The organism is Cellulomonas fulva, from assembly GCF_018531375.1.
Lineage (GTDB): Bacteria > Actinomycetota > Actinomycetes > Actinomycetales > Cellulomonadaceae > Cellulomonas > Cellulomonas fulva.
Map to the genome: position 1 here is coordinate 2308801 of NZ_JAHBOH010000001.1, position 23817 is coordinate 2332617.

Annotated in this window: 21 protein-coding genes; 14 read left to right on the top strand and 7 right to left on the bottom strand. The window is 75.3% G+C overall.

Translation table 11 applies throughout. The features are described from left to right. Positions 1 to 48: 48 nt before the first annotated feature. The 5 genes from KIN34_RS10285 to mutM all read left to right on the top strand — a co-directional run bounded on the left by KIN34_RS10285 (position 49) and on the right by mutM (position 3240). The gene (locus tag KIN34_RS10285; protein ID WP_214350016.1) at positions 49 to 531 is read left to right on the top strand and encodes a hypothetical protein; all 483 of its coding nucleotides are present in this window, start codon (positions 49 to 51) and stop codon (positions 529 to 531) included. A 149-nt stretch (positions 532 to 680) separates the two neighbouring features. Beyond that, a complete protein-coding gene (locus tag KIN34_RS10290) occupies positions 681 to 1259 on the top strand; it encodes a YceD family protein (protein ID WP_214350018.1) in 579 nt (192 codons plus the stop codon). Positions 1260 to 1261: 2 nt separating this feature from the next. Next, on the top strand, positions 1262 to 1459 hold the full coding sequence (gene rpmF / locus KIN34_RS10295) for a 50S ribosomal protein L32 (protein ID WP_214350020.1): 198 nt from the start codon (positions 1262 to 1264) through the stop codon (positions 1457 to 1459). Between the two features lie 37 nt (positions 1460 to 1496). Further along, on the top strand, positions 1497 to 2237 hold the full coding sequence (gene rnc / locus KIN34_RS10300; RefSeq protein ID WP_214350023.1) for a ribonuclease III: 741 nt from the start codon (positions 1497 to 1499) through the stop codon (positions 2235 to 2237). A 10-nt stretch (positions 2238 to 2247) separates the two neighbouring features. Then, positions 2248 to 3240: a bifunctional DNA-formamidopyrimidine glycosylase/DNA-(apurinic or apyrimidinic site) lyase gene (gene mutM / locus KIN34_RS10305; RefSeq protein ID WP_214350026.1), complete on the top strand. Its 993-nt coding sequence runs from the start codon at positions 2248 to 2250 to the stop codon at positions 3238 to 3240. A gap of 82 nt (positions 3241 to 3322) precedes the next feature. Here mutM and KIN34_RS10310 read toward each other — a convergent pair whose 3' ends face one another. Beyond that, the gene (locus KIN34_RS10310; protein ID WP_214350028.1) at positions 3323 to 4264 is read right to left on the bottom strand and encodes an NAD(P)-dependent oxidoreductase; all 942 of its coding nucleotides are present in this window, start codon (positions 4262 to 4264) and stop codon (positions 3323 to 3325) included. Between the two features lie 70 nt (positions 4265 to 4334). Here KIN34_RS10310 and KIN34_RS10315 point away from each other — a divergent pair, with 70 nt between their 5' ends. After that, entirely contained in the window at positions 4335 to 4961 is a 627-nt protein-coding gene (locus KIN34_RS10315; RefSeq protein ID WP_214352022.1) for a response regulator, read from the top strand. A gap of 46 nt (positions 4962 to 5007) precedes the next feature. On the opposite strand, the gene KIN34_RS10320 is transcribed toward KIN34_RS10315, so the two are convergent. Genes KIN34_RS10320 through KIN34_RS10340 form a run of 5 tightly spaced genes read right to left on the bottom strand, consistent with a single transcriptional unit; the run spans position 5008 to position 12942 of the window. Next, positions 5008 to 6771 carry a sensor histidine kinase gene (locus tag KIN34_RS10320; RefSeq protein WP_214350031.1) on the bottom strand — a complete coding sequence of 588 codons (1764 nt, stop codon included), beginning with the start codon at positions 6769 to 6771 and terminating at the stop codon, positions 5008 to 5010. Continuing rightward, the gene (gene cydC / locus KIN34_RS10325; RefSeq protein ID WP_214350034.1) at positions 6768 to 8612 is read right to left on the bottom strand and encodes a thiol reductant ABC exporter subunit CydC; all 1845 of its coding nucleotides are present in this window, start codon (positions 8610 to 8612) and stop codon (positions 6768 to 6770) included. Before cydC ends, KIN34_RS10320 begins: the two co-directional genes overlap by 4 nt. Beyond that, positions 8609 to 10315: a thiol reductant ABC exporter subunit CydD gene (gene cydD / locus KIN34_RS10330; RefSeq protein ID WP_214350038.1), complete on the bottom strand. Its 1707-nt coding sequence runs from the start codon at positions 10313 to 10315 to the stop codon at positions 8609 to 8611. The genes cydC and cydD overlap by 4 nt, the downstream gene beginning before the upstream one ends. Beyond that, positions 10312 to 11382, bottom strand: coding sequence for a cytochrome d ubiquinol oxidase subunit II (cydB, locus tag KIN34_RS10335; protein ID WP_214350041.1), 1071 nt, complete (start codon positions 11380 to 11382; stop codon positions 10312 to 10314). Before cydB ends, cydD begins: the two co-directional genes overlap by 4 nt. Positions 11383 to 11400: 18 nt before the next feature. After that, a complete protein-coding gene (locus tag KIN34_RS10340) occupies positions 11401 to 12942 on the bottom strand; it encodes a cytochrome ubiquinol oxidase subunit I (protein WP_214350044.1) in 1542 nt (513 codons plus the stop codon). A 485-nt stretch (positions 12943 to 13427) separates the two neighbouring features. Here KIN34_RS10340 and KIN34_RS10345 point away from each other — a divergent pair, with 485 nt between their 5' ends. From KIN34_RS10345 to nadD, 8 genes are all read left to right on the top strand, one after another. After that, the gene (locus tag KIN34_RS10345) at positions 13428 to 17036 is read left to right on the top strand and encodes an Rne/Rng family ribonuclease (RefSeq protein ID WP_307858186.1); all 3609 of its coding nucleotides are present in this window, start codon (positions 13428 to 13430) and stop codon (positions 17034 to 17036) included. 263 nt (positions 17037 to 17299) lie between these two features. Then, entirely contained in the window at positions 17300 to 17608 is a 309-nt protein-coding gene (gene rplU, locus KIN34_RS10350; RefSeq protein WP_211206563.1) for a 50S ribosomal protein L21, read from the top strand. Between the two features lie 64 nt (positions 17609 to 17672). Further along, positions 17673 to 17930 carry a 50S ribosomal protein L27 gene (gene rpmA / locus KIN34_RS10355; protein ID WP_214350048.1) on the top strand — a complete coding sequence of 86 codons (258 nt, stop codon included), beginning with the start codon at positions 17673 to 17675 and terminating at the stop codon, positions 17928 to 17930. A 132-nt stretch (positions 17931 to 18062) separates the two neighbouring features. Beyond that, entirely contained in the window at positions 18063 to 19580 is a 1518-nt protein-coding gene (gene obgE, locus KIN34_RS10360) for a GTPase ObgE (RefSeq protein ID WP_214350050.1), read from the top strand. 70 nt (positions 19581 to 19650) lie between these two features. Continuing rightward, the gene (gene proB, locus KIN34_RS10365) at positions 19651 to 20790 is read left to right on the top strand and encodes a glutamate 5-kinase (RefSeq protein WP_214350052.1); all 1140 of its coding nucleotides are present in this window, start codon (positions 19651 to 19653) and stop codon (positions 20788 to 20790) included. A 42-nt stretch (positions 20791 to 20832) separates the two neighbouring features. After that, positions 20833 to 22176, top strand: a complete 1344-nt coding sequence (locus KIN34_RS10370; protein ID WP_237689086.1) for a glutamate-5-semialdehyde dehydrogenase — start codon at positions 20833 to 20835, stop codon at positions 22174 to 22176. 83 nt (positions 22177 to 22259) lie between these two features. Beyond that, a complete protein-coding gene (locus KIN34_RS10375) occupies positions 22260 to 22415 on the top strand; it encodes a hypothetical protein (protein WP_214350054.1) in 156 nt (51 codons plus the stop codon). Between the two features lie 16 nt (positions 22416 to 22431). Continuing rightward, on the top strand, positions 22432 to 23019 hold the full coding sequence (nadD, locus tag KIN34_RS10380; RefSeq protein ID WP_214350056.1) for a nicotinate-nucleotide adenylyltransferase: 588 nt from the start codon (positions 22432 to 22434) through the stop codon (positions 23017 to 23019). A gap of 451 nt (positions 23020 to 23470) precedes the next feature. Here nadD and KIN34_RS10385 read toward each other — a convergent pair whose 3' ends face one another. Continuing rightward, on the bottom strand, positions 23471 to 23683 hold the full coding sequence (locus tag KIN34_RS10385; RefSeq protein WP_214350059.1) for a hypothetical protein: 213 nt from the start codon (positions 23681 to 23683) through the stop codon (positions 23471 to 23473). Positions 23684 to 23817 lie beyond the last annotated feature (134 nt).

Genomic DNA, 23817 nt, shown 5'->3' on the forward strand with positions numbered 1-23817 from the left:
GGCGGACCGCCGGCCGAGAGCCCGTGACGCCGACGGAAGGAGCGGGTCGTGACCGAACCCGAGGAGCGGACCGAGGGTCTGACGGGCGTGCTGGACGCGATCGAGCAGGCGGTCGTCGCGGCGCGGTCGATGCCGATGTCGTCGTCGGTGCTGGTCAGCCGCGCCGAGCTGCTCGACCTCGTGGCGCAGGCGCGCGAGGTCCTGCCGGACCAGCTCACGCAGGCCGACCGCGTGCTGGCCGACGCGGACACCGCCCGGGCCGCGGCGCAGGAGGACGCCGAGCGGATCCTCGAGCGCGCCCGCCGCGAGGCCGCCGAGCTCGTCTCGCGGGAGGCCGTGGTGACCGCGGCGCAGGAGCACGCCGCGCAGATCGTCGCCGACGCCCAGCGCACCGCCGACGAGCTGCGCCGGGACGCGGACGACTACTGCGACCGCCGGCTCGCCGACTTCGAGATCGATCTCGGCAAGGTGCTCGGGCAGGTGCAGGCGGGCCGCGCCAAGCTCGCGGGGCGCCTGTCGTCGGACGGCTGACGGACCGGACGTGGGGAGCGTCACGTCCCGAGGCGTCGCGGGAGGGCCGCGGGGATTTGGGCGCCCTCCGGGGTGACCTGTAGGGTTGGCGGTTGGTCCTGCCGGTCTGGTGGGTACCGAGATCAAGCAAGCAAAGCGAGGGGACGGCTGTGCAGCGCCCAGGTCACCTCGATCCCCGCTCGCCGTTCGTGCTCGACACCCACGAGCTCGGCCGACGTCCGGGATCGATGCGGACGGACGAGCGCACGGTGCCTGCTCCCGCGGATCTCGGTACCGACGTGATCGGCATCCCCGAAGGTGACGACGTCGAGCTCGATCTGAGGCTCGAGGCCGTCATGGAGGGGATCCTGGTCTCCGGCACCGTCCGGGGCCGGGCGGTCGGGGAGTGCGTGCGCTGCCTGGGTGAGGTCGTCGAGGACGTCGACGTCTCGCTCACGGAGCTGTACGTCTACCCCGAGCGGGCGGCGGCCGCGGCAGACGCCGGGGACGACGAGGAGGACGTGCACGAGCTGGAGGGCGACCTGATCGACCTCGAGCCCGTGCTGCGGGACACGGTCGTGCCGGCTCTGCCGTTCCAGCCGTTGTGCCAGCCCGACTGCCCGGGCCTGTGCTCCGAGTGCGGAGCGCGCCTGGCGGACGACCCTGACCATTCGCATGAGACGCTTGACCCTCGCTGGTCCGCCCTGAGCGGGCTGGTGAGCCAGGACGACGAGACGAAAGAGAGCTAGCCGTGGCGGTTCCGAAGCGCAAGATGTCGCGCAGCAACACCCGTGCGCGTCGGTCGCAGTGGAAGACCACTGCCACGACGATCACGTCCTGCCCCAACTGCAAGGCCGACAAGAAGCCCCACACGGCGTGCCCGTCGTGCGGTGCCTACAACGGCCGGCAGTACGCCGAGGCGCTGCGCAGCGAGCACGACGCCCGCTGACGCGGGTGGACGCCGTCGTGACGCCCTCGGTGCGCGCATGAACGCCGCAGCGGGGGCGACGGCCACCGAACTCCTCGAGAAGCTCGGGGTCCACCTGGACCCCGAACTTCTCGTGCTCGCCCTGACCCACCGGTCGTTCGCGCACGAGGCCGGTGGCATCCCCACCAACGAGCGCCTCGAGTTCCTGGGCGACACCGTGCTGGGCCTGGTCGTCACCGAGGCGCTGTACCGCTCGCGCCCCCAGGACCCGGAGGGCGCGCTCGCGAAGATGCGGGCCGCGACCGTGTCCCAGCGGGGGCTGGCCGCCGTCGCGCGTGAGCTCGACCTCGGCGCGTACGTGCTGCTCGGCAAGGGCGAGCTCGCCACCGGCGGCCGGGACAAGGACTCGATCCTCTCGGACACGCTCGAGGCGCTGTTCGGCGCGGTGTACCTGACGCACGGGCTCGAGGTCGCGCGCCAGGTCGTCGAGGGGCTCGTCGGACCGACGCTCGAGGCGGCGGGTGACCTGGGCGCCGGGCTGGACTGGAAGACGTCCCTGCAGGAGCTGTCCGCGGCGCTGTCGCTGGGCGCGCCGCGGTACGAGGTGACGGGCGAGGGCCCCGACCACGCGCGGACGTTCACCGCGCACGCCGTCGTCGGCGACGTGGTGCGCGGCACCGGGACCGGGCCCGCGAAGAAGGTCGCCGAGCAGGAGGCGGCCGAGGCGGCGTACCTGGTGCTCCGCGAGCTCGCGCCCGGGCCGTGCCCCGAGGACGAGCGGCTGCGGGCCGGGGACTGACCCGCCTGCCGTGCCGGAGCTTCCCGAGGTCGAGACCGTCCGGGACGGGCTCGCCCGCCACGTCGTCGGACGCACCGTCGTCAGCGCCGAGGTGCTGCGTGACTACAGCGTCCGTCGGCACCCCGAGGGTCCGCTGGACTTGGTCGGGCGCCTGCAGGGCGCGCGGCTCGCGGCCGCCGTGCGCCGCGGGAAGTTCCTGTGGCTCCCGCTCGAGCACGACGGACCCGCTGTGCCCGGGCACCACGGCGAGCGCGACGAGCACGACGAGCCCGACGAGCCCGACGAGCACGACGAGCCCGTGGAGGCGCTGCTCGCGCACCTCGGGATGAGCGGTCAGCTGCTGGTCCGCGCCCCGGGGACGCTCGAGGACCCCGGCACGCTGCGGCACCCGCACCTGCGCGTCCGGCTGCGGCTCGACGACGGCGGCGCGCTGGACTTCGTGGACCAGCGGACGTTCGGGCACCTGAGCGTGCAGGAGCTCGTGCCCACGCCCGACGCCGCCGCGGGCGGCCGGGGGAGCCCGCTCGCGGCGGTGCCGCGCCCTGTCGCGCACATCGCCCGCGACCTGCTCGACCCGGCGCTCGACCGCGCCGCGCTGGTCACCGCGTTCCGCGCCCGGCGCACCGGCGTCAAGCGGGCGCTGCTGGACCAGACCCTCGTCTCCGGCGTCGGGAACATCTACGCCGACGAGGCGCTGTGGCGCGCCCGCCTGCACTTCGCGCGGCCGGCCGCGGCGCTCCGCCGCGTCGACGTCGAGCGCGTGCTCGACGCCGCGACGGAGGTGATGAGCGAGGCGCTCGCGCAGGGCGGGACCAGCTTCGACGCGCTGTACGTGAACGTCAACGGCGCCTCGGGGTACTTCGACCGCAGCCTGGCCGTGTACGGGCAGGAGGGACGGCCGTGCCCGCGCTGCGGGACACCCGTGCGGCGCGTCGATTTCATGAACCGCAGCGCGGCCTACTGCCCGCGCTGCCAGCCCGCGCCCCGCACCCGCCGGTCCTGACGACGTCGGCGGCTCCCAGCGGGCCACTACGGGCCACGGCGGGCCACGGCGCGAGCGTGCTGCCGGCGCGGCGGCGACCCGGTCAGCGGGGGACGACGTTCGGCAGCTCGTCGCCCGCGTCGTAGGCGCGCAGCGCGGCACCCAGGAACGCTCCGGCGCCGCGCGGCCGACCGCCCGCGGCGTGCGGGCTGATCAGCACGGACGGCTCGCCCCACAGCGGGCTCGAGGGCGGCAGGGGCTCGCGCTCGAACACGTCGAGGGCGGCGCCGGCGAGGTGCCGGGTGCGGACGGCGTCCAGCAGGGCGGCCTCGTCGAGCGTGCTGCCGCGGCCCACGTTGACGACGAACGCGTGCGCCGGGAGCGCGCGCAGCACGTCGCGGCCGATCGCGTGCTGCGTGCTGGCGGTCGCGGGCAGGATCCCGACGAGCACGTCCGCGCCGGGCAGCACCGACGGCAGCTCGTCGGGCGTCACGACGGGGAACCCGTGCCGCTCGCCCGCCGACGTGGCGACCCCGGTGACCCGGGCGCCCAGCGCGGCGAGCAGCGGCGCGAGCCGCGCGGCGATCGAGCCGAACCCCCAGACCACCACGTGCGCGTCCGCGAGCGAGCGGAACGAGGTGTCGTGGACCGGCTGCAGCCCGCCGAGCTCGCCGGCCCAGCGGCGCTCGTCCTGCGCGCGCACCAGGTCGGGCAGCCGCCGCGCGCACGCCAGGACCAGGGCGAGGGTGTGCTCGGCGACGGTCGCGTCGTGCAGCCCGCGCCCGGAGGTGACGGTGACGGTGGGCGGGAAGCCGGCGTCGACGACCGCGTCGGTGCCCGCCGCGAGGCACGCGACCCAGCGCAGGTCGGTGAGCTCCGCGGCGGCCTGCGCGAGGGCGGCGCGGCGGTTCCCCCAGACGACGAGCACCTCCGCGCCCGCGGTGTCGTCGGGCAGCGGGAGCTGCGGGTCGTAGGGCACGGCGCGCCAGCCGTCGGGCAGCTCGACCGGGTCCTCGAGCGTGGTGGGCAGCAGGATCGTCCTCATGGCTCGCTACGATGCCACCGTGCCGAACGTCGACGCCGCCTCAGCCGCCAAGTCCGGACCGATCACGGTCATGATCGTGGACGACCACGAGGTCGTCCGCCGCGGGATCGCGGAGGTCGTGGAACGCACCGAGGGGATGACGGTGGTCGCCGAGGCGGGTTCCGTCGCCGACGGTGTCCGCCGCGCGACCCTGGTCCACCCGCAGGTCATGCTGGTCGACCTGCAGCTCCCGGACGGCACGGGCATCGACCTCATGCGTCAGGTCCGGGAGAAGCACCCGGACGCGCGCGCGATCGTCCTGACGTCGTTCGACGACGACGACGCGGTGGCCGCCGCGCTCGAGGCCGGAGCGGCGGCGTACCTGCTGAAGTCGGTGCGCGGTGCGGAGATCACCGAGGTGGTCCGCGCCGTCGCCGCCGGCCGCTCGCTCCTCGACGAGCGGACCGTGACGCGGCGCCGCGCCGGGCACGACGACCCGACCGAGAACCTGACGCCCAGCGAGCTGCGCGTGCTGGACCTGATCGGCGAGGGCATGTCCAACCGCGAGATCGCCGAGCGCCTGGGCGTCGCGGAGAAGACCGTGAAGAACCACATCACGTCGCTGCTGGCCAAGATGGGCCTGCAGCGTCGCACCCAGGTCGCCGCGTGGGTCGCGTCGCGCAAGCACTCGAGCTGGCGCGCCGAGCCGGGACACTGACCGAGCCGCTCGCCCGGCGAACCGCGCTGGCCGGCCCCCTGCGCCGTCAGTCCAGCGGCGCGCGCCAGGACAGGAGCGTCCCGCGCCCCTCGGGCGTGGCGCCCAGCGAGAACGTGCCGCCGTGCTGCCGCGCGCGGGACGCCAGGTTGCCCGTGCCCGAGCGCCGGTCGCGCACCGCCGGCAGACCGACGCCGTCGTCCTGCACGGTGACGTCGACCGTGCCCAGGTGGCCCGTGCCGCTCACGTCGACCCGCACGGTCACCGAGGACGCGTGGGCGTGCCGCGCCGCGTTCGCGAGCCCCTCGCGGACCACGGCGACGACGTCGTCGGTGAGCTGGTCGCCGACGCGCTCGTCGAGCCGGTCCTCGTCGAGCCCGTCGTCGGACAGCGGGACGCCGTCCAGGGTCACGACGAGCGAGGGGGCGAAGCCGAGCCCGGTCCGCGCGAGCGACGCCTCGCGGCGCAGCCGCTCGGTGAGCGCGGTGGCCGCGTCGGGGTCGCGGAGCGCGTGGACGATCTGGCGGATCTGCCGCACCGAGGAGTCGACGTTGTCGAGCGCCTCCTCGACGACGCTCGTGAGCTCGGCGGGGTCGACGCCGCGCGCGGCGCGGCGGCGGATGGTCTCGAGCTGCATGCCGGTCGCGAAGAGCTGCTGGATCGCCAGGTCGTGCAGGTCGCGCGCGATGCGCTCGCGCTCGTCGAGCAGGGAGGCGACGTCCTGCGCGTGCCGCGCCTCCGCGAGCACGAAGGCGAGCGCGGCCTGCGACGCGAACGACTCGGCCGTGGCCAGGTCGTTCTCCTCGAACGGGAGGCTGCCGATCCGGCGCAGGAGGATGAGCACACCGACGCCGCGCCCGGAGGTCTGCAGCGGCGCGAACATCGCGGGGCCGAACGCGCGCATCTGCTCGAGCTTGACGTTGCGGGACGCGGACAGCGAGGGCGTGAGCAGGCCGCGTCCCTCGTTCATCACCGTCCACGCGCGGCCGCCCTCGGGCATCGTCGCGCCGACCAGCGAGGAGGCGCCGTGCCCGTCGGCCAGCTCGATGAGCAGCTGGCCGCCCAGCCCGGGCAGCGCGAGCGCGGCCGTGTCGGCGCCGGCGACGGCGCGCGCGGTGGCCGCGATGTGCTCGAGCGCCTCCTCCTCGTCGATGCCCTCGAGCAGCATCGTGGTGATCTCCTGGCCGGCGCGCAGCCAGTGCTCGCGCCGGGCGGACTCGGCGTAGAGCTGCGCGTTCGCGACCGCGACGCCGGCGGCCGCGGCGAGCGCGATCACGGTCTGCTCGTCGGCGTCCGTGAACCCGCCGGGCTTCTCCGAGAGGTAGAGCTGGCCGAAGACCTGCTCGCCCACGCGCACCGACGCGCCCAGGAACGAGCCCATCGGCGGGTGGCTCGCGGGCCAGCCCTGGAAGGCCGGGTGCTGGGTGAGGTCCTCGAGCCGCAGCGCCCCGACCGTCGGGATCTGGCCGAGCACGCCGAACGCGTGCGGCGCGTGGCCCATCATCTGCGCGACGGCCGTCGGCACCCCGGTGTAGACGAACGTCGTGGACGCGCCCTCGGCGTCCAGGACGTTGATCGCGCCGTACCGGGCGTGCGTGAGCTCGGCGCTGACCTGGACGAAGCGGTTGAGCACGGCCGGCAGGTCGAGCTCGCTCGCGACCGCGAGGATCGCGTCCAGGAGGTCCGTGAGCGCGTCGCCGGTGAGCGACCCCGCACTGACCGGGTGGTCGGACATGACGCCGCCGGTGAAGGGGACGCCGACCGCGGGCACCAGGCCCGCACCCGCGGCCCGTCGGGTCTGCTCGCTGGTCATGCCTCGTCCTCGTGTTCCTGCCGCACGGCCTCACGGTAGCCCGGGTCCCGCGCCAGCAGCTCCGCGTGCGTGCCACGCGCCGCGACGTGCCCGTCCACGAGGCGCACCACCTCGTCGACCGCGTCGAGCCCGCTCAGCCTGTGGGTCACGACGAGCACGCCCCGCGACCCGGTGCGCGCGGCCTGCTGGAGGGCCCGCAGCGCCGCGTCGGCGCCCGCGGTGTCGAGGTGCTCGGTCGGCTCGTCGAGCAGCAGCAGGGGCGCGGGGGACAGGAGCGCGCGGGCGAGGAGCAGGCGACGGCGCTCGCCGCCGGACAGCGTGCGGCCGTCGGGTCCCAGGAGCGTCGCGAGGCCGCCGGGCTGCGCGTCGAGCCACGGGCCGAGGCCGACGAGCACGAGCGCCGCGCGCGCCTCGTCGGGCGTCACGTCGCCGCGCGCGACGCGCAGGTTCTCGAGCACCGTCGTGCCGAACACGTGCGCGTCCTCGGCCGTCAGCGTCAGCCGGGCGCCTGCCCGGTCGAGCGCCCGGCCTCCCGTCAGCGCCTCGCCGTCGAGCTCGAGGCGGCCGCCCCGCGGCGGGAGCAGCCCGGCGAGCGTGAGCAGGAGCGTCGTCTTGCCGCTGCCGCTGGGTCCGACGACCGCGACCGTGCGGCCCGCACGCAGCTCGAGGTCCAGGCCGCGGACGAGCGGCGGTGCGCCGGGCCAGCCCACCGCGAGGTCCTCGGCGACGAGCGCGGCCGTCCCGCCGGGCGCTGTGAGCACCGCCGCGGGCAGGTCGGTCGCGGGCAGCTCACGTGCGGCAGGGTCACGCGCCGGGCCGTCGGACGACGCGTCGTCGAGGCCCGCGTCGCCGGGGCCGGCGTCGTCGAGCAGGGCGAGGATGCGCGCCGCCGCGGCACGCGAGCGGTGCACCTGGACGGCGGCCTGGGGAAGCACGGAGGTCGCCTCGAACGCGGCCAGCGGGGTGAGCACGACGACGGCGAGCAGCACCGGGTCCAGCAGCCCGGCGCCCACGGCGGGCACGCCGGTCACCAGCGCGGCCAGGACGGCCGCGCCCACCGCGAGCTGCCCGAGGCCGGCGGCGAGCGCGGCCGGACCGGCACCGGCGTCCACCGCGTCGCGCGCCCGGGAGTCGGCGGCCCGCAGCGCGGCCAGGTGCTCCGGCACGCGCCCGGCGACGGTGAGCGGACCGGCGTCGTCGAGCAGCGCGAGTGCCTCGGCGCCGACGTCCGCGCGGGCTCGGGCGCCGCGCTCCTCGCTGGTGCGGGCGGCGCGGCCGGCGAGGGCGGGAGCCACCACGCCCGCGAGCAGGAGGCACAGCGCGAGGGCCACCGCGGCGGGCGGCCAGAACGCCGCCATCGCGCCCACCGTCGCGACGCCGAGCAGTGCCGCGACGGCGGCGGGGAGCAGTCCGCGCACCACCAGGTCGCCCACGGCGTCCACGTCGGCGCCGACGCGCGCGAGCAGGTCGCCGCGGCGCAGCGTGAGCACGGCGCCGCCGCGCCCGGCGGCCAGGCGGGTGTAGAGGGTCGCGCGCAGCGTCGTCATGCCGGACAGCGCCAGGTCGTGCGAGACGAGCCGCTCGACGTAGCGGAGCACGCCGCGCCCGATGCCGAACGCGCGCACCGCGACGGTCGCCACGGACAGCGTGAGCACGGGGGGCATCTGCGACGCGCGCGCGATGAGCCACGCGGACACGGCCGCGAGCGCGACCGCGCACCCGAGCGCGAGCGTGCCGAGCAGGACCGCGAGCAGGAACCGCCCGCGGTCGACCTCGAGCAGGCGCAGCGCGCGGCGCAGCGTCCCGCGCGCGGGAGGGGCGGTCGCGAGGTCGGCGCTCACCGGACCGGCTCCGGCGCGGTGGTGCTCCGGTCCGCCGCCCGCAGCACCACGACCTCGTCGGCGGCGGCCAGCAGCGCCGGCCGATGCGCCACGAGCAGGACGGTGCTGCCGCTCGCGCGCAGCTCCTCGAGGGTGCGCAGGAGCACGGCTTCCGCGGCGACGTCGAGGTGCGCGGTCGGCTCGTCGAGCACGACGAGCGGCGCGGGGCGGACCAGCGCACGGGTCAGCGCGACCCGCTGCGCCTGCCCCACCGACAGGCCGTGCCCCCCGCGCCCGACGCGCGTCGCCCACCCGCCGGGCAGGCTGGCGACGACCGCGTCGAGCCCGGTCACGCGCGCGGCCCGGGCACGCTCGTCGTCGTCGCCCCCGACGACGTCGGCGAGCGAGCCCGGCTCGACCACCGGTCGCTGCGGCACCCAGGTGACCTGCGCCCACAGACTTGGCAGGTCGACCTGCGCCGCCTCGTCCCCGCTGGCCGCGACCGTGACGCTCGTGGTGCCGTCGACCACGACGACGCGCCCCTCGTCGGGCCGCAGGAGGCCGAGCAGCACGTCGACCGCCGTGGACTTGCCCACGCCAGGCGGGCCGGCGAGCGCGGTGACGCGGCCGGGCGACAGCGTGAAGGACAGGCCGTCGGGCGTGCGTCCGGCGGCGGTCGTCACGCCGACGCCCTCGACGACGACGCGCGCGCGGCGCAGGTCGGGTGCGGGGACCGCGCCGGAGCGCTCCGGCACCGGCTCGTCGAGCACCTCGAACGCGGCCTGCGCGGCGGCGACGCCGTCGGTCGACGCGTGGAACTGCGCGCCCACGGCCCGCAGCGGGGCGAACACCTCGGGCGCCAGGACCAGCACCGCGAGGCCGGTCACGAGGTCGAGGTGGCCCTCGACCAGCCGCAGGCCGATGCCGACGGCGACCAGCGCGACGCACAGCGTCGAGAGCAGCTCGAGCACCATGCCGGACAGGAACGCGATGCGCAGCGTGCCCATGGTCGCCCGGCGGTGCGCGTCGCCCAGGGCGCGCACGCGCTGCGCCGGCCCGCGCTCGCGGCCGAGGGCGCGCAGCGTCGGCAGCCCCGCGAGCAGGTCGAGGACCTGGGCGGACAGCCGCTGCATGGCGGCGAGCCCGCGCTCCGACCGGCCCTGCGTGAGCCGCCCGACGAGCCACATGAAGATCGGGACCAGCGGCAGCACCGCGACGAGCACGAGCGCCGACACCCAGTCCAGGCCGAGCACGACGAGCAGCGTGCCGGGGGTGACCGTGGCCGCGAGGACGAGCTGCGGCAGGTACCGGACGAAGTACGGCTCGAGGTCGTCGAGCCCGCGCGTCGCGAGCGCGACGAGGCCGGGACCTCGCCCGTCGCCGAGCCACCGCGGTCCCAGCGCCACGGACCGGGCCACCACCGCCTCGCGCAGCTCGGCCGTCGCACGTGCCGCGGCGCGGTGCGCGTAGCGCTCCTGGGCGGTGGTCGCCGCCACGCGCAGCAGCACGACGAGCGCGAGCCAGCCGACCAGGGGCGCGACGGCCGTCCACGCGCCGTCGCCGAGGGCGACGCCGTCGTCGACCGCGCGGCCGAGCGCCCGCGCCAGCAGCAGCGCCTGCGCCACGACGAGCCCGGCGGTGAGGACGCCGAGCGCGACCGTGAGCGTGAGGTACCACCGTGCCGTGCGCGCGTACCGCAGCAGCCTCGGGTCGAGCGGCCTCACGCGCCCGGCGCGCCCCGGTCGGTGGCGACCGCGCGGAAGGTCAGGCCCGTCGCCGCGGGGATGTGCTCGACGGTCAGCCGCTTGCGGAAGACCCAGTACGTCCAGCCCTGGTACAGGAGCACGAGCGGGGTGAGGACCACAGCCACCCAGGTCATGACGGTGAGCGTGTAGTCGGTGGACGACGCGTTGTCGACGGTGAGCGAGTTCGCCGGGTCGAGCGCGGGCATGACGTCCGGGAACAGGGAGCCGAAGATCAGCACGACCGCGCCGACGATCGCGACCGCGGACGCGACGAACGCCGCACCCTCCCGGCGTGCGCGCGTCGCCACGACGACGCCGACGAGGGCCAGGGCCGCGAGCGCGACGGCGGCCCACGTCCAGGCCGTGCCGGAGTAGGCGAGCTGCGCCCAGACGGCCCAGGCGCCGGCGACGAGGAGGGTCACGATGGACAGCCGCGCCGCCAGGTCCCCGGCGCGACGGCGGATGTCCCCGTCGGACTTCAGGGCCAGGAAGATCGCGCCGTGCGTGAGGAACAGCAGCGTCGTCACGGCGCCGCCGAGCAGGGCGAACGGGTTGAGCAGCGCCCAGAACCCACCCACGTACTGGTGGTCGGCGTCGAGCTCGACGCCGCGCACGATGTTCGCGAACGCGACGCCCCACAGCACGGACGGGACCCACGAGCCGAATACCAGGGCGCGGTCCGCCCAGGCCCGCCAGCGGTCGTCGTCGATCTTCCCGCGCCACTCGAACGCGACCACCCGCACGATCAGCGCCACGAGGATCAGGAACAGCGGGAGGTAGAAGCCGCTGAACAGCGTCGCGTACCACTCGGGGAACGCGGCGAACGTCGCACCGCCGGCGGTGAGCAGCCACACCTCGTTGCCGTCCCACACCGGGCCGATGGTGTTGATCATCAGGCGACGCTCGCGCTCGCGGTCCTGCGCCGAGGCGCCGCGGCGGGGCAGCACCGCGAGCAGCATGCCGACGCCGAAGTCGAACCCCTCGAGGACCAGGTAGCCGGTCCACAGGACGGCGATGAGGACGAACCAGACGGTCGTGAGCTCCATGGTGAGTTCTCCGGGTGCTCAGTAGGCGAAGGACAGGGGGGCGTCGTCGCTGGACCGGTCGGGCCCGTCCGGTCCGCGCGAGGCGCGGGCGTCCGGGCTCGGGTCCTTCTCGCTCGGGGCGACGCCCTCGACGGCATAGCGGTGCATCAGGCGGTACCAGGCCACCGCGAGCACCCCGTACAGCAGCGTGAACCCGATCAGCGACGTCCAGATGGTGCCGGTGCCGGTCACGGTCGAGACCCCGCGAGCCGTCATCAGCCACACGCCGTCGACGCCCGACGGGTTCGGGTTGGGCGTCACGACCCACGGCTGGCGGCCCATCTCGGTGAAGATCCACCCGAAGGCCGAGGCCAGGAACGGTGTCGCGAGCGCGGCGATGCCGAGCCGGCCGAACCACGCCTTGCCCGTGACCGACCCCCGGCGCCGCAGGAGCCAGAGCGCGGCGAGCGAGAGCGCGGCCGAGCCGACGCCGAACCCGATCATGAGCCGGAACGACCAGTACGTGATGCCGAGGTCGGGGTAGAAGCGCTGGTCCTCGTCGAACGTCCGACCGCCGTTCTGGTCCTCCCAGTCGCCGACCCACTCGGCGTAGTCGTCCTGCAGCTCGTTCACGCCGCGGACGGTGGCGCCGAAGTCGCCCGTCGCGAGGAACGACGTGACGCCGGGGATCTCGACGAGGTGCCGCACGTTCTCGCAGTCGTTGCTCAGGTCGCCGATCGCGAGGATCGAGAACGGCGCGCCGGAGGTGGTGTCGCACAGGCCCTCGGCGGCCGCCATCTTGGCGGGCTGCTGGTCGAACATGAGCTTGGCCTGCGCGTCGCCGCTGACCGCGACGCCCACGCCGGCCGCCAGCATGGTGACCAGGCCGAGGATGATCGCGGGGCGGTACACCGTGCGCGCGGTCTCGACCGCCTCCGGCCGGCCCGAGCGCACCAGGCGCACCATCCACCAGGCCGCGATGCCCGCGACGAACGTGCCCGCGGTCAGGAACGCGGCCGTGATCGTGTGCGGGAACGCCGCGAGCACGGTCGGGTTGGTCAGCACCGCGCCGATGTCCTTCATCTCCGCGCGCCCGGTCTCCGGGTTGAGCACCGTGCCGACCGGGTGCTGCATCCACGAGTTCGCCGCGAGGATGAAGAACGCGGAGAGGTTGGTGGCGATCGCGACGGCCCAGATGCACGCGAGGTGGATCTTCTTGGGCAGCCGGTCCCAGCCGAAGATCCACAGGCCCAGGAACGTCGACTCCACGAAGAAGGCGGCGAGGGCCTCCATCGCCAGGGGAGCGCCGAAGACGTCGCCCACGAAGCGCGAGTACTCGCTCCAGGCCATCCCGAACTGGAACTCCTGGACGATGCCCGTCGCCACGCCGATCGCGAAGTTGATCAGCAGGAGCTTGCCGAAGAACTTGGTCAGCCGCAGCCAGCGCTCGTCGCCCGTGACGTACCAGAACGTCTGCATGATCGCGACGAGCGGCGACAGGCCGATCGTCAGCGGCACGAAGATGAAGTGGTAGACGGTGGTGATGCCGAACTGCCACCGGGCGAGGTCGAGGACGTCCACGCAGATCTCCGAACGGTACGAGGCGAGCGGGTGGGGGCCCGGACCGCGCCGCCGCCGCTGGTCGCGGGCCGCGCAGCGATCCGGGAAGAACGCTAGGACCAGGGGCGATGTGCTCCCAGGACCAAGGTCCCGGGTGCTGACGTCGCGTCGTCAACCCGGGCGGTGCGCCACGCGCCGACCGGCCACGGGACGGTGCCGCGCCTCGGCAGGTGTGCTGTGCGATACTGACCGCGGTCCGAGGGGCGTCCACACCGCCCCGAGAACCCGTGAGCTCGCACCCGTTGCGTCCGCGCGATCCAGCCGCCGCTGCACCACCCGCAGGCCCGACCGGGCCGGGATGGACGAGGCAGGCGATGGTCCGCGCCGGCCCGGTGTGCGGCCGCGCCCGACGACTTCCGTCGCCACGCGCCGCGTGGGCGACGACCGACCGACCGAGGACCGCCCGCGTGTGGGACGACGGTTCGCGGTACCCAGGAGCGCCTCGCGTGACCGACAAGACCTCCGAGCAGAACACCGGCGAGACCGCCGCGCAGAACGTCGAGCAGACCGGCGCACAGGACGCCACGTCCACCGCTGACGGCGCGCGCAAGTCCCCCGTCCGCCGCCGCCGCGCCTCGCGCCCCGCCGCGGCCCCCACCGACACCGAGCCCGTCGCTGACACCGAGCCCACCGCTGACGCCGAGCCCGCCGCTGACACCGACCCCGCCGACGAGGCCGCGGCCCTCGAGGCCACGCCCGAGATCGCCGAGGCTGCTGCCGTCGAGCCCCCGGCCGCACCCAAGCGCCGACGTGCCACGCGCACGACGAAGTCCGCCGACGCCCCTGCAGGGCAGGTGACTGCGCAGGAGACCGCGCAGGAGACCGTCACTGAGCCGGCCGGGGAGCAGGCGGCATCCGAGCCGACCGGCGTGCAGGACGACGCGCAGGCCGACGAGCAGGCCGCAGCCGAGGTCGCGCCGACCAAGCCGGCTCGCCGCCGTCGCGCCGCCACGCGGCCCGTGGCCGCGCCGGAGGGCGTGAGCGAGCCGGCGAGCGAGCCCACGAACGAGCCCACGACTGGACCCGCCGTCGACGTCGCCGACGCGCCCGCGGCGGAGGACGAGGCGCCCGCCGCCGCGCCGCGCCGCCGTGCGCGCCGCGCCACCAAGCCGGCCGCGGAGCCCGTGGAGCCGCCCGCCGAGGTGGCCGTCCCCGACGCCGCGGACGTCGAGGCGGCCGACGAGGACGAGGTCGAGGACGAGCAGACCGCGACGCCCGAGCCCGCCGCCACGGTCGAGGCCGCAGCGCCGGCGCAGAAGCCCGCGACGTCGAGCCCGCGGCTCGCGACCACGGCGCTGCTCTTCCAGGCGCCCGACCCGGCGCAGGCCCGCCCGCGTCGGCGGCGCGTGACCTCCAGCGCCGGCTCGCCCGAGGAGATCTCGCAGGCCGCGCGTCAGGCGCAGGAGGCCGAGGAGGCCGCCGCGCTGGCCGCGGCCGAGCAGGCGGACGGTCAGGGCGACGAGGCGGCATCGGGCAGGGGTGCGACCACCTCCGGCGAGACGACCGCCGACGAGCCGCGCGGCCGGGGTCGCCGCAGCCGCCGCGGGCGGGGCGGTCGCGGCAAGGCCACCGACGAGGCGGCCGAGCAGACCGACGAGCTCGACCTGGACGGGGCGGACTCCGCAGAGCCGGCCGGCGCCCCGGCCGGGACGTCGACCACCGGGTCCGTCCCGGTGGAGCCGGTCGACGACGAGTCGGCAAGCGAGGCCGGCGCCGACGAGGCGGACGAGGTCGACGAGGAGTCGCAGCCGCGGCGTCGTCGGCGTCGTGGCGGTCGCGGGCGCCGTCGCGGAGACGCGGGCGACCGCAGCGAGGACCGGACCGACGAGCGCACGGACGAGCGCACGGACGAGGACGCGACCGCGGACCAGGGCACCGACGAGGGCGACGAGCGCGCCGACGGCGAGGACGGCGACGACGAGGGCGGCTCGAGCCGCCGCCGGCGCCGGCGCCGGCGCGGTGCCCGCTCGGGCGAGGCCGAGACGGAGCCGCGGCGTCGCGGCGGTGACGAGGTCACCGCGCTGCGCGGCTCGACCCGGCTCGAGGCCAAGCGCCAGCGTCGCCGGGAGGGCCGTGACGCGGGCCGTCGCCGCCAGATCATCACCGAGGCCGAGTTCCTGGCCCGGCGCGAGTCCGTCGAGCGGTCGATGATCGTGCGGGAGAAGGACGGGCGCACGCAGATCGCGGTGCTGGAGGACGGCGTGCTCGTCGAGCACTACGTCTCGAACCAGCAGCAGGCGTCCATGGTCGGGAACGTGTACCTCGGCCGTGTGCAGAACGTGCTGCCGAGCATGGAGGCCGCGTTCGTCGACGTCGGCAAGGGCCGCAACGCCGTGCTGTACGCGGGCGAGGTCAACTGGGACGCCGCGGGCCTCGAGGGGCAGCCGCGCCGCATCGAGCAGGCGCTGAAGTCCGGCGACTCGGTGCTGGTCCAGGTGACGAAGGACCCGATCGGGCACAAGGGCGCGCGCCTGACCTCGCAGGTCACGCTCGCGGGCCGCTACCTGGTCTACGTCCCGGGTGGCGGCATGACCGGCATCAGCCGCAAGCTCCCCGACACCGAGCGCAACCGCCTCAAGAAGATCCTGCGCGAGGTCGTGCCGGACTCCGCCGGCGTGATCGTGCGCACCGCGGCGGAGGGCGCCTCGGAGGAGGAGCTGCGCGCCGACATCGCCCGGCTCCAGGGGCAGTGGGAGGCGATCGAGAAGAAGTCGAGGACCGCGTCCGCACCGGCGCTGCTGCAGGGCGAGCCGGACATGGCGATCCGCGTGGTCCGCGACATCTTCAACGACGACTTCAGCTCGCTCGTCGTGCAGGGCGGCGAGGCGTGGTCGACCATCTCGTCGTACATCGACGACCTGGCGCCGGACCTGGCGCAGAAGGTCTCCGTCTACACGGGCAGCTCGAGCACCGCTGACGTCTTCGCCGACCACCGGATCGACGAGCAGCTCGCCAAGGGCATGGACCGCAAGGTCTGGCTGCCGTCGGGCGGGTCGCTCGTGATCGACCGCACCGAGGCGATGACGGTCGTCGACGTCAACACCGGCAAGTTCACGGGCTCGGGCGGCACGCTCGAGGAGACCGTGACGCGCAACAACCTCGAGGCCGCCGAGGAGATCGTGCGCCAGCTCCGGCTGCGCGACATCGGCGGCATCATCGTCATCGACTTCATCGACATGGTGCTCGAGTCGAACCGCGACCTGGTCCTGCGCCGTCTGGTGGAGTGCCTGGGCCGGGACCGGACCAAGCACCAGGTCGCCGAGGTCACCTCGCTCGGCCTCGTCCAGATGACGCGCAAGCGCGTGGGCCAGGGCCTGGTCGAGGCGTTCTCCGAGACGTGCGAGCACTGCCACGGTCGCGGCTTCATCGTGCACAGCGAGCCGATCGAGAAGGGGTCGCGGCCCGAGGCCGGGTCGGCCCCGGCGGCCTCGTCGGACGAGCCGAAGCGTGCGCGCCGCAAGCGGGGCGCCAAGGAGCCCGCGCCGGCCGCGCCGCACGCCGGCGTGCCGGTGCTGCCCGAGGAGCGCTCGGCCGTCAAGGCGACGCTCGCCACCATCGCCGCCGCGGCCGCGCACGCCCACGAGCTGCACGACCACGAGCACGCCGACGCGTCCTCCGACGAGGTCGACGGGACCGCCGCCGGCGCGTCCGTGGTCAGCGGGACGGTCGTCGGTGAGGCCGTGAGCGAGGGCGTGGGCGACGCCGTCGCCGCGACGGTCGTCAGCGAGCACGTCAGCGAGACCGTCGTCGTCGAGGACGTCCACGAGACCGTCGTCAGCGGGTCGGCTCCGGTCGAGCCTGCCGGCGAGGGGAGCGACGAGGCGGGTGACGCGCCGTCCGACGAGGGTGCGCGCACCGGTCACGGCGAGCCGACGTTCGACGTGCTGGCGGAGCTGGCGACGCTGCGCACCGAGCCCGCGCCCGCGGAGCAGCTCGAGCTGACCCCGGTCGACCCGTCGGTGTTCGTCACCTTCGACTCGGAGGACGACGACGCGGCGGCGGACGCGGACCCGGGTGTGACGCAGAGCGACGTCGCGGAGGGTCGCGGAGTTTGACCCTGCGCGCACGGGTCCGTACCCTGGGACGTCGGCGCGCCGCGTGCGCGTCGTCGTGCGTGACATGCGTGCGTGACATGTGCGGGCCCGTGCCGGATGGTTCGACCAGCTGGTCGAGCAGATGGCTCGCGGCGCTGACGCGACCCCCTCACTGACGGCCGGTTGGCCGAGGTGTGCGGTGGGCGCGCGGGGGCTGCGGCGGGCGCTGAGGCACGGAACAGGTTTTCGACGTGAAGTATCGACGAGCAGAGATGAGCAGCAACGTGGTGTACGCGATCGTGAAGGCCGGCGGCCGCCAGGAGAAGGTCGCCGTGGGCGACGTCGTCGTCGTCGACCGTCTCGCCGCCCAGGCGGGCTCGACGGTCGAGCTGCCGGCGCTCCTGCTCGTCGACGGCGAGAAGGTGACCACCGACGCGGCTGCGCTCGCGAAGGTCAAGGTCACGGCGGAGGTCGTCCGGGACGAGAAGGGCCCGAAGATCGACATCCTCAAGTACAAGAACAAGACCGGCTACCGCAAGCGCCAGGGTCACCGCCAGCAGCTGACCCGCCTGAAGGTCACCGGCATCAAGTGATGTCGCGGCCACGGCGACGTGGCCCGCAGCCCCCTTTTCTGAGCAACCCGAGAGCAGGTTCGTCATGGCACACAAGAAGGGCGCGAGCTCCTCGCGCAACGGTCGCGACTCGAACGCCCAGCGCCTGGGCGTCAAGCGCTTCGGTGGCCAGGTCGTCAAGGCCGGCGAGATCCTCGTCCGCCAGCGCGGCACCCACTTCCACCCCGGCAACAACGTGGGTCGCGGTGGCGACGACACGCTGTTCGCGCTGACCGCCGGTGCCGTGCAGTTCGGCACGCGCCGCGGCCGCAAGGTCATCGACATCGTCACCGTCGAGGCCTGAGCACAGACCCTGCAGCCCGTCCCGGGCTCCGACGAAGGGGCGCACCGCACGGTGCGCCCCTTCGTCGTGTGATCATCGAGGTCGGACCGACCTCACCGTCCCGCACGACCCGTCATCCCCAGGAGGTGCGCCATGGCGACGTTCGTCGACCGTGTGGTGCTGCACGCGACCGGCGGTGACGGTGGGCACGGGTGCGCGTCCATCCACCGCGAGAAGTTCAAGCCGCTGGCCGGCCCGGACGGGGGCAACGGCGGCAACGGCGGCTCCGTCGTCCTCGAGGTCGACCCCCAGGTCACCACCCTGCTCGAGTTCCACCACCTGCCGCACCGTCACGCGCCGTCGGGCACCCAGGGCATGGGTGACCACCGCGCGGGGGCGACGGGCGAGGACCTGGTCATCGGCGTCCCGGACGGGACGGTGGTGAAGTCGCCCGAGGGCGAGGTGCTCGCGGACCTCGTCGGGCTCGGCGCGCGCTACGTCGTCGCCTCGGGCGGCCGGGGCGGGCTCGGCAACGCGGCGCTCGCCTCGACGCGGCGCAAGGCCCCCGGGTTCGCGCTCCTGGGGGAGCCGGGCGACAGCGCGGACGTGGTGCTCGAGCTCAAGACCATCGCGGACGTGGCGCTCGTCGGGTACCCGAGCGCCGGCAAGTCGAGCCTGGTCGCCGCGATCTCGGCGGCGCGGCCGAAGATCGCCGACTACCCGTTCACCACGCTGGTGCCGAACCTCGGCGTGGTGCAGGCGGGCGACGCCCGCTACACGGTCGCCGACGTCCCCGGCCTGATCCCCGGCGCGTCCGAGGGGCGCGGGCTCGGGCTCGAGTTCCTGCGCCACGTCGAGCGGTGCGCGGTGCTGGTGCACGTGCTCGACTGCGCGACGCTCGAGCCGGACCGGGACCCGCTCTCCGACCTCGACGTGATCGAGGGAGAGCTCGCCGCCTACGCGGGGGACCTGCAGATCGAGGGCGGCCGTGTGCCGCTGACCGAGCGCCCGCGGATCGTCGTGCTCAACAAGATCGACGTGCCCGAGGCGCGCGAGCTCGCGGAGCTGGTGCGTCCGGAGCTCGAGGCGCGGGGGCTGCGCGTGTTCGAGGTGTCGACCGCCAGCCACGAGGGCCTGCGGCCGCTGACGTTCGCGCTCGCGGAGCTCGTCGCGACCGCTCGTCGGGACGCGCCCGTGCCCGAGGCGACGCGCGTGGTCCTGCGACCGCGCGCCGTGGACGACGCCGGCTTCACCGTCCGGCGGCGCGAGGGCGGCGGCGCGGTGTGGTTCCAGGTGCGCGGCGAGAAGCCCGAGCGCTGGGTGCGCCAGACGGACTTCAGCAACGACGAGGCCGTGGGCTACCTCGCGGACCGGCTCGCGCGCCTGGGCGTCGAGGAGAAGCTGTACGCCGCGGGTGCGGTCGCGGGCGACGAGGTGCGCATCGGCCCCGACACCAACGCGGTCGTGTTCGACTGGGAGCCGACGCTCATGACGGGCGCCGAGCTGCTCGGGGCGCGGGGCAGCGACTCGCGCCTGGACGACCACAGCCGGCCGACGCGCGGCGAGAAGCGCACCGAGTACAAGGAGCGCATGGACGCCAAGGCGGCGGCGCGCGCCGAGCTGTGGACCGAGCGCGAGCAGGGCGTCTGGACGGACCCCGAGCAGCACTGACGCCGCGCCGGCGGGTCCGGAGGGTGGGCGCGCGGCACGACGACGAGCGGGTGACGGGCAGAATGCGCACGTGACCGCCGCCGCCCTGCACGACCGCGCCCAGCTCGCGTCGGCCGCGCGCGTCGTCGTCAAGGTGGGCTCGTCGTCGCTGACCGGCGCGGACGGTCGGCTCGACCCGGACCGGCTGCGCGCGCTCGTCGACGTCCTCGCCGCGCGCCGCGCGGCCGGCGGCCAGGTGGTGCTGGTCTCGTCGGGCGCGATCGCCGCGGCGATCGGGCCGCTGGGCCTCAGCGCCCGGCCGCGCGACCTCGCGTCGCAGCAGGCCGCCGCGTCCGTCGGGCAGGGACTGCTCGTCGCGCACTACACGAAGGCGTTCGCGGACCACGGCCTGCGCGTCGGCCAGGTGCTCCTGACGGCGGACGACACGGTGCGCCGCGGGCACTACCGCAACGCGCACCGCGCGCTCACGCGGCTGCTCGACCTCGGCGTGGTCCCGGTGATCAACGAGAACGACGCGGTCGCGACCGACGAGATCCGGTTCGGCGACAACGACCGCCTCGCTGCCCTCGTCTCCCACCTGGTGCACGCCGACGCGCTCGTGCTGCTCACGGACGTCGACTCGCTGTACACCGGGCCGCCGTCGCTCCCGGGCTCGCGCCGCATCGCCCACGTGACCGGGCCCGCGGACCTCGAGGGCATCGACGTGTCGCGGCGGGGGTCCGCGGTCGGCACGGGCGGCATGGTCACCAAGCTCGAGTCGGTGGCGATCGCCACCCAGACCGGCGTGCCCGTGGTGCTGACGTCGGCCGCGCAGGCGGCCGACGCGCTCGCGGGGCGGGACGTGGGCACGTGGTTCGCCGCGACCGGCCGGCGCACGTCCATCCGGCTCCTGTGGCTCGCGCACGCGGCGAGCACGCGGGGCCGCCTGCAGCTCGACGAGGGTGCGGTGCGCGCGGTGGTGGAGCGGCGCACGTCGCTGCTGCCCGCGGGCGTGACCGGCGTCGAGGGCACGTTCGAGGCGGGCGAGCCCGTCGACCTCGTCGCGCCGGACGGTCGCGTCGTGGGCCGCGGGCTGGTCGCGTTCTCGTCGGAGGAGGTGCCCACCCTGCTGGGGCGCTCGACGCACGAGCTGCGCGAGGAGCTGGGGGAGGGCTACGACCGCGAGCTGGTGCACCGCGACGACCTGGTGCTGGTGCGCCGACGCCGCTGAGACGCCCCGCCCGGGGCCGCCGGCCGTGGTTAGTCTGGTGGCATGACGACGTCCCTCGAGTCCCCGTCCGTGAGCGCTGCCGCTGCGGCCGCTCCGGCCCCGGGCGGCGCGGGTGGTGATGCGGACGTCGTGGCCGAGGTCCGGGCGGTGGCCGAGCGTGCCAAGACCGCCTCGCGACGCCTCGCCACCGCGGACCGCGCGACCAAGGACGCCGCGCTGCACGCGATGGCCGACGCGCTGGTGGCCGCCGGACCCCGGATCGTGGAGGCGAACGCGGCCGACCTGGACCGCGGCCGCTCGAACGGCATGTCGCAGGGGCTGCTGGACCGGCTCGCCCTCAGCCAGGAGCGCATCGAGGTGATCGCGGACGCGCTGCGCGAGCTCGCGGCGCTGCCGGACCCGGTCGGGGAGGTGGTCCGTGGCCAGACGCTGCCGAACGGGCTGCGGCTGCGCCAGCTCCGCGTGCCGATGGGCGTCGTCGGGATGATCTACGAGGCGCGGCCCAACGTGACCGTGGACGCCGCGGGGCTCGCGCTCAAGAGCGGCAACGCGGTGATCCTCCGGGGCGGCTCGGCCGCCGCCAGCAGCAACCAGGTCATCGTGCAGGTGCTCGCCGAGGCGCTCGAGGAGCGGGGCCTGCCGGGCCGGCTCGTGCAGTCCATCGACGCGTGGGGCCGGCCCGGCGCGGTCGCGCTCATGCACGCGCGCGGGCTGGTCGACGTCCTGGTCCCGCGCGGCGGGGCGGACCTGATCCAGACCGTGGTCCGGGAGGCGACCGTGCCCGTCATCGAGACGGGTGTGGGCAACGTCCACGTCTTCGTCGACGAGTCGGCCGACCTGGACCAGGCGCTGCCGATCCTCCTCAACGCCAAGACCCAGCGCGTGGGCGTGTGCAACGCGGCCGAGACGCTGCTGGTGCACCGCGAGGTGGCCGACGAGTTCCTGCCCATCGCGCTCGCCTCGCTCGCCGACGCGGGCGTCACCGTGCACGGGGACGAGGAGACGCTCGCGCTCGCCCCCGAGGAGGCGGCCGTGGTCCCGGCGACGGACGACGACTGGGCGCGCGAGTACCTGTCGCTCGACCTCGCCGTTCGCGTCGTGTCCGGGCTCGACGAGGCGATCGAGCACATCCGCCGCTGGAGCTCGGGCCACACCGAAGCGATCCTCACGCGCGACCTGCGCGCGTCCGAGCGGTTCGTCGCCGAGGTCGACTCGGCGGCCGTCATGGTGAACGCCTCGACGCGGTTCACCGACGGCGGCCAGCTGGGCCTGGGCGCCGAGATCGGCATCTCGACCCAGAAGCTGCACGCGCGGGGCCCGATGGGTCTCGCCGAGCTGACCACCACCAAGTGGGTGGTCCACGGGGACGGCCACGTCCGACCCTGACGCACCGGGCGTCGTGCGACAATCGACGCCAGCCCGCCGCGACCCGGCTGGGACCCCACATCCGAACGAGCCGGAGGAACGCCGTGCACCCCGCCCTGATCGTCGCTGCCGAGGAAGCTGCCGAGAAGGCCCACGAGCTGCCCTTCCCGCCCGTCGTGTTCGGCGTGGGCGCGTTCGTCGGGCTGGTGGCGATGCTGCTGTTCACCTACGCCTTCCGCCTCGTCGGTACGCGCCACTGAGGGGCGTCCCGAGCCGATGACGCGCCTCGGGGTGATGGGCGGGACGTTCGATCCCGTGCACCACGGCCACCTGGTGGCGGCCAGCGAGGTCGCCGCCCGGTTCGGGCTCGACGAGGTCGTCTTCGTGCCCACGGGCGTGCCGTCCTTCAAGCAGGACCAGGACGTCACGCCGGCGGAGCACCGCTACCTGATGACGGTGATCGCCACCGCCTCGAACCCCCGGTTCACCGTGAGCCGGGTCGACGTCGAGCGCGGTGGGGTGACGTACACCGTCGACACGCTCCGGGACCTCAAGGACACCCGTCCAGGAGCCGAACTCTTCTTCATCACCGGCGCCGACGCGATCGAGCAGATCCTCACGTGGAAGGACGCGGAGGAGCTGTTCGAGATGGCGCAGTTCGTGGCGGTCACCCGTCCCGGGCACACGCTGTCGGTCGAGGGGCTGCCGGTGGACCGGGTCGACGTCGTCGAGGTCCCCGCGCTGGCGATCTCCTCGACCGACGTGCGCGCCCGGGCCCGGGCCGGCCAGCCGGTCTGGTACCTCGTCCCCGACGGGGTGGTCCAGTACATCGCGAAGCACCAGCTGTATCGAGGTCTGTCATGACGGAACCGGGAGCACGGCCGCGACGCCGTGACCTCCACCGAGCCGACGAGGCGACCGGGGCGACCCCGGTGCCGCCCACGACCCCGGCTCCGGCCGCCGCGCCGCCCAGCACGTCGGCGACCGGTGGCGGGACGCCGTCCTCGCCGGCGGTCGCGTCGCGTCGTGCGCTGCGGGAGCAGAGCGGGGGGAGCGGCTCGCCGGCCGCCTCCTCCGGGCCGTCGACCGGAGGGTTCGTCCCGACGCGGCAGCCGTCGGCCCGCGCCACGGGCGTCCCCGGGCTCGCGCCCGACGCGTCCTCGCCGGCGCGACCGTCCGCGCCGGCTCCGTCGTCCTCGGTGCCTTCCGGGCCGTCCGCCGGGCCGTCCGCCGTGCCGGCCCCGTCGGCCGGACGCCCCGTGCCCTCGCCGCGAGCGGTGCCGTCGGGCCCGTCCGCGTCGCCGACGCCGTCCCCTCAGGCGCCGGAGCGCCAGCGACGCTCCGCGCGGGACACGATGCTGGACCCGACGAGCTCGCGCTCCGTCTCCGTGCCGTCGACGACGCCGCCGCCCGCGCCGGCGTGGGTCCCGCCGCCCGCCGCTGCCTCGCCCGCCGCTGCGTCGCCGACCGCGGGCTCGCCGACCTCGCGGTCGACCGTCCCCCGGACCTCGGCGCGCCCGGAGTCCACGGCCCCGGCGAGTGCCGGCCCGCAGGCGCCCGGCGCGTCGCCGTGGTCGGCGGCTCGGCCGTCGGCCTCGCCGTCCGCGGCGATGCCCGGTCAAGCGGCCCCTGGCCAGGCGATCCCCGGTCAGCCGTCCCCTG